This is a genomic window from Nostoc sp. CHAB 5715 (assembly GCF_020829685.1).
GTDB lineage: Bacteria > Cyanobacteriota > Cyanobacteriia > Cyanobacteriales > Nostocaceae > Nostoc.
Genome location: NZ_JAIVFR010000153.1, coordinates 1 through 10,011, shown reverse-complemented (window position 1 = coordinate 10,011; position 10,011 = coordinate 1). Strand labels below are relative to the sequence as shown.

The following is a 10,011-nucleotide window of genomic DNA, read 5'->3' as shown; positions in this document are numbered from 1 at the left end:
TTTTTGGTAAGATTCAGGAAACATATTTTTCCAGGGGAGCCACAAAAATGCTCCCTATTTTTTGTCTTCACTATCTTCTCAAAGTTTTGTCCTGCATAGCTTAGAGTTGCCTTGTCACCCTCTAAGGAATTCACCTTGCTTCTTGCACTAGTACACTATGGCGGAAGTTTGCCTACCTTTGACAATAGGATTTTGCCCCTTGTCTTTAAAATATCAGATAGATTTACACCGTGCTGCAATAGTGCATTTCAGACCTTTTCTAAGCGGGCGGCGGGAATCGAACCCGCATTAATAGCTTGGAAGGCTATAGTTTTACCACTAAACTACGCCCGCAAAATTCTAACCCTATAAATTTAACACAGTTTTTGCAAAAATTCAAACACTTAGTTGGAATTAGCAGGCTGGATTTTGATCCTGACATACAGATTGCTCAATTCTGGTTTTGTGCCATCGTTGTTGTGAGCAGCAATAAAGTTTTCTGTTTTGAAAACTTCGCTGAGGACTTGCTGGTATGTGCTTTTTTCACTTTGCAATGTTGCTGGTTCTATTTCTAGAACTACAGCCTGTTGAAAGTTGCCATTGTGATCAATTATTAAGCTAGCCAAGAGTTGTGCTGGTTCAAGTCCAGAATTGTGGACAAGAAAACTTGAGTCTAATTGTTTTGTGTTGCTTCCCCTATATAAAGCGATAACGTCGGGTAAAGCATCTTGTCGTAATCTTCCTGATTGTATCAAGCTACTCACTTCATCTCTAAGCAAAGGAGCTACTATTGCTACCGATACTCCCTGAGTTGGAGTTGGTGGAGTTTCCCTAGTCGGAGTTGCTGGAGTTTCCTGAACGGGGGTGCGTGGAGTTTCCCTAGTCGGCGTTGCTGGAGTTTCCTGAACGGGGGTGCGTGGAGTTTCACTAGTCGGAGTTGCTGGAGTTTCCTGAACGGGGGTGCGTGGAGTTTCACTAGTCGGAGTTGCTGGAGTTTCCTGAACGGGGGTGCGTGGAGTTTCCCTAGTCGGAGTTGCTGGAGTTTCTTTAGTCGAAGTTGCTGGAGTTTTCTGAGCGGGGATACGTGGCGTTTCTCTGTTTTCAGCTTCCGAAACTGGTGAATTTGATGGAATACCTGTTGGTAGTAGCGTTCCCTTTCCCAGTTTGATTTCTTGACGGCGGTTCCAAGGTAGATTACCGACTGGAACTGTAGGTGTAGATGTCGGTGTCGGTGTAGATGTAGATGTCGGTGTAGATGTCGGTGTCGGTGTTGGTGTCGATGTCCGCGTAGCAACTCTCTGTTGTCTAAAGGGTTGGCTATTAGGTTGAGAGGCGTAAGTTTGCCTCTTGTGCTGGAGATTATCCGCAGAATTTATTGCGCCAAAATCTTGATTTCTAGGCGTAGTTCGTGCTGTTTGTGGTGAACGTGCTGGTACAGACTTTTGAGTTGAGGATAGTGGCTTTGGCGAAACTGTTTTGGCTGTTGATTTTGATTTGGGAGCAATGTCTATCAATTCAATGGGAACAGCAGATTGACTTTGTTGGGGAAACCAAAGACTAAATGCATTAGATGAGCGCATCAGCCAGAACGCTAGCAAGTGCAGAGAGACTGAACCTATAAAGACAGAAATCCACAAAGCTGGTGGATCAGTGTGTCGCCTCCAGACTTTGGTTGGAATTGGAGTTTTGTCTGCAACTGATGGTGTCATATTATATTATAAACTGGATATGATTAGGCACTCTTACTCATTGCTAATGCTTTAAAATACCAGCCTAAATTTTAGCGATTAACCATTACCTCTGGTGTCACAGCAAAAGTCAAAACTGTTTCATCTACTCCTTTAAGTTCTAGCGGACTACCTTTAGTAATTTCTTCTTCCTGCAAATAATCTGCCACGGCAGCAGAAACTAAGATAGTACCGGGAACAGCAGCGGCTTGCAACCTTGCAGCAATATTCACACTTGGACCAATGGCAGTATAATCAGCCCGTTCAGCACTACCAAACATTCCCACAACAGCAGTACCTTGGTGGATACCGCACCGAAACTGGACGCTAGTAAGTCTGTCACCATCGAATACACCTTGGTTTCGCCAGCGCTGGTTCAACTCAGCCAGTGAGCGGTGCATTGCTCTTGCTGTATTTATGGCACGACGCACTTGTTCATTGGGAGTTAACTCTTCTGGCGCTCCATATAAAGCTAAGATAGCATCTCCCATAAACTTATCTACAGTGCCGCCATTGCCAAATACAACCTTGGTCATGGCTTCTAAATATTCATTTAGCAACTCTGCAACTCTTCGTGATCTGAGAGTATTTGATAGCTGTGTAAAACCCACAATATCACTAAACAAAACTGTAATTAAGCGTGGTTCTGGGCGCAAATCTAACGTTAAATCTCCGGTTGCGGCTTTTTGTACCAATACAGCCGGTAAAAAGCGCTTTAGCACCGATTCTGTTAGATAAGTATTTAACTCCACAATTCGCCGTTCATTTTCTTTCAATGCCAAAAGATTCCGAACTTCGGCCAAAAGTTCCCGATCATTGAATGGTTTTGCTAAATAAGCATCCGCGCCATGTTCTGTACCTTCGATGCGGGTTTCCTCGTCAGCTTTTGCTGTCAGCAGAATGATTGGTATTCCTTTCAACTTCTCCTCATTGCGGATCATCTGAATCATTTCAAGTCCGCTCACCAAGGGCATCATTAAGTCAGTCACAATCAAACTGGGTATAATTTCTTTAGCTATACTGTGCCCTTCATAACCGTTACGAGCTGTGCGTACATGATAGCCGTTGCGGCGGAAAATCTCTGATACATAGGTTCGTAAATCCGGGTTGTCATCTACAACTAAAATTAAGTGCTGAGTCTTAAGTGCTGAGTCTTGAGTATCAATACTGGGGGAGAGGTTTATTGTAATATCTTCAATATTGTCTGTTGTTGATACCAGTTCTAAATCAGCTAATTCTACGCTAGCGCGGCTCGTATTCAGTTCGGTAGGCGTTTCTAGTACTTGCTGTGCGGGTAAATGAGCATTTCCAGTCACAAGCCATAAATTAAAGGTAGTGCCTTGGCCGTAAACTGATTCCACAGTGACTTGACCACCATGTAATTCGACCAATTCTTTAACTAAAGCTAAACCCAAACCACTACCTTCATAGGAGCGGTTTGCGGAACCCTCAGCTTGGCGAAAGCGCTCAAAGAGGTAGGGAATTTGTTCTTTAACAATGCCAATTCCAGTATCTTGTACTTGCAATATGCAGCGATCGCACTCACATTTTAGTCTGACACTGATCGTCCCACCTTCGGGAGTAAACTTCATGGCATTTGACAGGAGATTATAAATCACCTTGTCAAATTTTTCCGTATCCAAGTACACCGGAGAACATTCATCTAATTCGGTGACTAGATGCAGTTTCTTTTTCTCACAGTAGGGACGAAAAGATTCCACTATTTGGCTGACAAATTCTGCTAAATCGCAGGGATGGAAACTAGGCTGCATTCTCCCCGCATTCAGGCGTTGTAAATCCAGGAGTTGATTTACCAGTCGCAGCAGGCGGCGGGAGTTACGCAGGGCGATCGCACTTTGGGAGTAAGATAATCCTTCACCAGCCGCCACCGCCGACTCTAAAGGCCCTTGAATCAAGGTTATCGGTGTGCGAAACTCATGAGAAATATTTTGGAAAAATTCGGTTTTTTGTTTGTCTAATTCCAGTAAGCGTTCAGCTTGTTGGCGAGTTTTTTGATACAGGTATGACTGCTGCACAGCGATCGCTGCTTGAGCCGCTACTGCTTTAGCCAAATCAATATCAGATGACAGCCATCGGCGTACTTTTTTACCTTCATGTAAAGTAATACTACCGATACATTTACCATCAGCCAATAATGGCACAAACATTAGCGATCGCGCTGGCATTTTTAAAGGCAAATCAAAACCCTCCACATCTGAGGAAGAATGGCTCACATTACCAATTACCACAGGTTCATGTGTCTGTAGCATTTGTTGGAGGATTGGATTCTCCTGTATAGATGCTTGAGAATAAGGTAATCTCGGAGGTAATAGGTGATTGTTGCTACTTGAATTATTGTCTGGGGCTGGCGATGCCTGGGTTGGGCTGTCCTTACGCAAATTTTCCGAATATTGAAAACTGTCATACAAGCCCACACACTGGACAAACTCATCTTCCTCTGTCCACAAAGACAGGACACAGCCATCAACTTGTAAAGCTTGTCCCAGTTGTTGAGTAATAGCCGCAAAAATATCTTGGGGATCTAAGCTAGAACGAATCGCGCTAGTAATCGTATTAATTAGGGCTTCTCGCTTGGCAAGGGCACGTACTTGTTCATAAGCATAAGCTTGAGACAAAGCTAAAGCTGCCTGATCCGCCACCATCAACACTAGCTGCACCTCATCATCCCCCCAAAAGCGAGGTAAAGAACACTGATGCAGCGCCAGCACTGCCATCAGTTCTTGTTGGCAGATCAATGGCACAACTAAACTAGAGCAAATGTTAGCAGCAGTAAAAGCTTCCCCACGTTGGCGCAGTTCTGGAGTATCACCGTGAATACGCTCATCATCAGTTACATCGTGAATCACCTGGACTTCACGGGTTTCCCACACCGTTTGAGCCAAAAGAGGCAGAGGGGCAGAGGTTGACAGGGGCACAGCAGAAGAATTATTTGCCTGCTCCCCTGCTTCTTCAGAAAGAGGCTTCTGATAAATGAATCCTTTATCCGCTAACTGCTCATCTTGGAAAGGACGCAACAGGCAAACATCCACCTCCAACATGTGACCCACTGTATCTACAATTGCCTGCAAAATTTGGCGATAGTCTAAAGCACTGCGAATCGTATTTGTGACACTATTCAACAGCGATTCTTGTCGGAGTGTGCGGGTAAGTTCGCGGGTGCGGGCTTTGAGGACATTGTGAGTATCCAAAGCTTGGCGTACCACTGCTTTGAGTTCCTCAGCTTCCCACGGTTTAGTGACGTATTTAAATACCTTACCAGCGTTGATTGCTTCCACCAGGTCTTCGACATCGGTGTAGCCAGTTAAAATAATCCTGATAATATCTGGATATTGAGTTGCTGTCAGGCTCAAAAATTCTGTACCGCTCATCATCGGCATCCGCTGATCGGAGATGATCACCGCGACCTCCCCCTCTTGAGCCAGCAGATCGAGTGCCGCAGGGCCAGAGTTTGCCCTTAGCACCTTATAGTCGCGATAGAAAGTGCGGTAAAGCAAGTCAAGGTTGTCTGGTTCATCATCAACAACCAAAATTTTAGGCTTACTGTTTGCTTGGGATTTCATGCACCGCTTTCCTGCTGCAACGGCAGTCGGATAAAGAATGTTTCTGAGTCAGGTAAGAGCAGAGCATTTCGACCAATAAGGCTGTTTGGCTACATGACTGCTGAGTGTAGGAGCGTTTACTCACAGTAATTCGTCTCAATGGCTTATACCGATTACCGTTTGCTTTGGTGCAGTGTAATTGCTTTCATAGTCAGTTTTAGGGTTACAGAGTCGCTGCTTGCTTGCCAAATCTTCTTCACCTCCTGTAAGCAATGTCTGATACTACATACAGCGCTCATAGCTAGCTGACAAATCCAGATGAAGCTGCATATTAAGTTTTCCCTTTGCAGCAGTTGTACTAACACTTGCAGGTAAATTTTATTTATGGTAGTCATGGTAGGGTCAGCAATATTAAAACAATAAGATTTAAAGCCAAAGTATACTATTAGACAAATACCTCCTTCTAATTTAGCAATCAGAACTATCATTAAGACAAGTCTAGGGTTAAGAAGTTAGGGATCTTGGATCTTGGAGATTCTTCCCCAGTACTTGCACAGCCTGTTACTATGACCTAGTACCCCAAGGCGGAAGTCAAAAGTCAAAAGCCTCTAATTTTGAGCTTTTTGGCTGTAATGAAATGGTAGGTTTATTTCCGCCGACCTGTAGTAGTAGTAAAGTCCTGTTAGTGTAGCGGCAATTGCCTAAGCGAGTTCAGTACTGTAACTAAAGGTGGGCAAATATAAAGTTTTTCTTCAGTTTAAATGGTGTTTGAGGATATTTGAGAAAATTTTCGTTGAATAAAATCAATACTAAACTAGCCTTGAAATATCGGTTTTTTCATCCATACCAGCAACAGCCAATCAATCCAGCTTGCTGCCAATTTCAAATTCGTACAGCTACACCTGCTGATTTGATCAGTGTTTCTCAAATTATTGCTGAAAGCTTTCACTCCCAACAGGGTATGTGGGGATGGGCTTTTCCATTGCTACGTCTCGGTATTTACGAAGACTTAAGGCATCGCATGGCATCACCTCCGTCGCGTCATATTTGTTTAGTCGCCTTTGAAGCTACTACTGGTGCGGCTAATAACTTGGTGGGAAGTGTAGAACTGGGTGTACGTTACAGTGATTCGTGGAGCCAGGTTGGCATGGGTTTTCCTTATTTATCTAATTTAGCAGTTCACTCACAATACCGTAGACACGGTGTTGCTTCCGGCTTACTGACTAGTTGTGAAAAAGTTTCTCGTGACTGGGGATTTCAAGATTTATATCTCCACGTTTTGGAAAATAACCATCAAGCAAGGCAACTTTATTTCAAGTTGGGATATCGGGTGCATAAAGTCGAATCGAATTGGAATACATTTTTCCTAAGACGCTCAAGCCAAATGTTATTGCACAAGCACGTGAGTGCTGATTCCACTATTTGAATCTTATTTTGGCAATAATAAGTTTTGATGTTGTAATTACTTTTGGGAAAATTTCTCACCAATATAGACAATCAAAGCACAAACTAACTTAATTAAAAATTAAGCTAGTATTAGCTATAGGACTGATATTTTATTTTTGAAATACTTGTAGGGTGTGTCAGACAGAGAGTACGCCACTGTCCGAAGACTTTGTTAGCGACTCCTCCTAACGTACCGTACATATATTTAGATTTTTTAAAAAATTATCGAACCACTATCTATACGAGAGGCTTCCGCCGCGTAGCGTCTCGTAGAAAAGAAAAGAAGCAAAAAAGTTTACGAATCATTTAGGACTGCTATATAGTTTTAAATAATTCTTTTAAGCATATTTTGTTTAAAGTTTTTACGAATTTTATTATTCGTAATATTAATAAAAATATAACTTTGGAAAACTTGTCTTAAATGATTAACTTATTAAACTTTGCCTTTTTTTGTTTGCTATTAAACAACAAGTATTTTAGAATATTTTATATAGATAAATAAATTAATTATAATGAAAATAGCTGTACAATTGCCCTGAGAAAACTAGCAATAGCTCATAATAACTTTTTAATTAAGATATTCATCTTTATAAAAACTTTAAGAAAACCCTCTCGGAATTGGAAGACAAATCTAGTTATATCTCATAAAATATGATCACTCAATTACTAAACAATGCCTATTTATTACTATTTTAGTAAAATTGGCCAAAAGACTCTTGATAATATAAAGAATTCAAAAACCTGATTTGACATAACAGCTAATTCTGTTTTGAAGTGCATACTACTACCAAATTCGTTGAAAGTTTAAAAAACATGGATAGCGAACAGCATCGGCGCTATCAGACCTCTATGGTATCAACTTATTGCCCTGAAGCTAGTTTCCTTGACTCTGTTGTCATGCCAGATGAAACTGAGCAATCGCAAGGCTCGGATATCCTTACACGTTTACACAGTGGAGAAGTTTTCATCGTCAATAGTCGTAGACGAAATGGATTAATCCTCTTTAAACGCTACCATGCAGAGTTTGCTGGGCCTGGGGCTGCTGTAGGTGGGGATTACGATTGTGATTGTCAAAGAGCATTGCCCATAGGTAATCTGTCTTTATTAACTCCTGAATCTAATGAAGAACGCCAGAAGGCTTACTTGATTAGGCGACAGTGGATTCGATTGATCAAACAAATTACAGAAAACCCAGTGCCTGGGCAGCGAGTTCAGAAAATTCTCGATCAATTTGAACAATACTTTCCACCAGATATAGTGGCTCTTTTGCCGGATGTTGCTTTTGCTCTTTTAGTAGGTGTGCTGCCACAAACAGTGGGAATAGTACGCCGTTTGGGCAGTGAGGTGAACAGCCGATTTAATTACTGAGTGAATTTCTAAAATTCCAAATTTGCCAAAACAGCTTGTACTCGATTAACGGTGCGGGCGTTTTCCTCGATTGTCCCTACAGTAATTCGCAATCCTGGGCTAATGTGTCGCACAACAGTGCCAAGTGTTCTAAGTTTCTGGTGGAAACTTTTTAACGCAGCATCTGGTGACTTAAAGCTATTTGGTTTAAGAAGTAGGTAAATAAAGTTAGCAGCGCTTGCGGTAATTTGTAGTTCTGGTTGTTGGGATAAAATTTCGATGAGTTTGGCTCGTTCACTCAGGATTTGGGGAATTGACTCCAGCAAGAGTGTGCGGTTTTGTAAAGCAACTAATGCTGCTGCTATAGAAAAGCTAGGGAGATTGTAAGGTAAGCGAACTTTTTCTAAGATGGCGATCGCTTCGGGATGAGCGACGCAATAGCCAACACGGAGAGCTGCCAACCGGAAGGCTTTAGAAAAAGTGCGTAATATCACCCAATTGGGGCGCTGTGCTAATTCACCTACTAGGGTAGTTTGACTGAATTCAAAGTAAGCTTCATCAATTACTACCAAAATATGCTGACTCAAACTTCTTAACCATGCCAACTCTGCCGCAGTTAAGCTATTGGCAGTCGGTGAATTGGGATGCACTACAAAAACTACCCGAATCGGGGGATTTTGAGTTTCTTCGATCGCAGCCTGTGCAGCTTTTAAGTCAATTTCAAAATTTGTTTCATTTCTACCCACCGCGACTACAGGAATACTCAAAGTTTGTGCCAAAATTCCGTACATAGAGAAAGTGGGATTGGCAACTAGAATTGAACCTTCTCCTCCTAAACAGGTGGCGATTAATAAAGAACGGATCAACTCATCTGAACCATTTCCAACAGAAATATTGGCAGCAGTATTGGATAGCGAGAGACCGGCTGATTCATTGACGTATTGGGCGATCGCATCTTTAAGTGTTTCATGTCCGCCATCAGGATAACGATTTGTTTCAATTACTTGCTGATACGTCCAGGCTAGCTTCTGTTTTAACTCAGGTGGTAAATCATAAGGGCTTTCATTTGTATCTAGCCGATCAAATTGCACGGGGACAGATTCGGCTGTATCGCTGCTGGGGTGAGGTTTGTACGCGGTAAATTTGGCTAAATCTGACCGGATAAAGGGAAGCATAATTTTAGTCATTAGTCATTGGTCATTAGTCATTGGTCATTAGTCATTAGTAACTAAAGAAAGGACAAATGACTAAGGACATTATTTATGTGAGAGTTTAATATTTTACAGCTTCAAGGTAATTGGCAAAAGAGGCGAATTGCTTGCCAAATTTCTTCCATAACATTACCCAAAGCGTGGTCACTGTCGAGTTCGACTAACTTTACCCAAGGACGCGAACGCCCAAAGTTACGACTGGCTTCGATGGGGATGACTTCATCGTTTTTTCCATGTAAAATCAGGGTGGGGATAGGACGTTGCAAAAACTCCTCTTGGTATTGGGCAGCATCTGTAACAAAATCGTAACTTAAGGGAAGCTTTCGTTGCTCCCCATAGTGGTAGACCATGATATATTTTTCTTGCTGCCACCGTTCTACTTCTTCATCGCCTAGCTTGGGCAACCAATGGGATAAAAACTCAAAAGCTGGTGCTAGCAGCACAAGACGTTGTACTTGTAAATATTGCTGTCCCAAGTGGGCAGTGGTCAAGCCGCCTAAACTTGAGCCAATGAGCGTTACTGGCGTAGAATTATTACTGAATTCTGCGGCAACTTGAGTAATCTGACGAGTGATTGTCAACTGTGAAAAATCGCCAGCATTTAGATCGGGAATCAATACTTTTCGGTTAAGCTCAAAAACATGTAGATTGGGAGTTGTACCTAAAAACCCACAGCCCAATGCAACTCAAAGAATTTTCGTTGGTCTCAATATTAATAGAATCAGGCGAAGTACTCAAAGC

General features: G+C 42.3%; 5 protein-coding genes, 1 tRNA gene and 1 pseudogene. 2 read left to right on the top strand and 5 right to left on the bottom strand.

Annotated elements, in window-relative coordinates; translation table 11 throughout:
* Nucleotides 1-262: 262 nt before the first annotated feature.
* The 3 genes from LC574_RS10875 to LC574_RS10865 form a co-directional block, all read right to left on the bottom strand.
* Nucleotides 263-333 (bottom strand) — tRNA-Gly (locus LC574_RS10875).
* 50 nt (nucleotides 334-383) lie between these two features.
* Entirely contained in the window at nucleotides 384-1,688 is a 1,305-nt protein-coding gene (locus LC574_RS10870; protein ID WP_229453534.1) for a hypothetical protein, read from the bottom strand.
* Nucleotides 1,689-1,759: 71 nt separating this feature from the next.
* Nucleotides 1,760-5,287, bottom strand: coding sequence for a response regulator (locus LC574_RS10865; RefSeq protein ID WP_229453533.1), 3,528 nt, complete (start codon nucleotides 5,285-5,287; stop codon nucleotides 1,760-1,762).
* Nucleotides 5,288-6,086: 799 nt separating this feature from the next.
* Between LC574_RS10865 and LC574_RS10860 the strand changes: the two genes are divergently transcribed.
* Together LC574_RS10860 and LC574_RS10855 are read left to right on the top strand one after the other, a co-directional pair.
* Nucleotides 6,087-6,692, top strand: coding sequence for a GNAT family N-acetyltransferase (locus LC574_RS10860; protein ID WP_229453536.1), 606 nt, complete (start codon nucleotides 6,087-6,089; stop codon nucleotides 6,690-6,692).
* Between the two features lie 833 nt (nucleotides 6,693-7,525).
* The gene (locus tag LC574_RS10855) at nucleotides 7,526-8,080 is read left to right on the top strand and encodes a hypothetical protein (RefSeq protein ID WP_229453532.1); all 555 of its coding nucleotides are present in this window, start codon (nucleotides 7,526-7,528) and stop codon (nucleotides 8,078-8,080) included.
* An 8-nt stretch (nucleotides 8,081-8,088) separates the two neighbouring features.
* Here the strand turns inward: LC574_RS10855 and LC574_RS10850 are convergent, their stop codons facing one another.
* Together LC574_RS10850 and LC574_RS10845 are read right to left on the bottom strand one after the other, a co-directional pair.
* Nucleotides 8,089-9,234, bottom strand: coding sequence for a histidinol-phosphate transaminase (locus LC574_RS10850; protein ID WP_229453535.1), 1,146 nt, complete (start codon nucleotides 9,232-9,234; stop codon nucleotides 8,089-8,091).
* A 113-nt stretch (nucleotides 9,235-9,347) separates the two neighbouring features.
* A pseudogene (locus LC574_RS10845) lies at nucleotides 9,348-9,893 on the bottom strand (YqiA/YcfP family alpha/beta fold hydrolase); the annotation flags it as partial.
* Nucleotides 9,894-10,011: the final 118 nt, after the last annotated feature.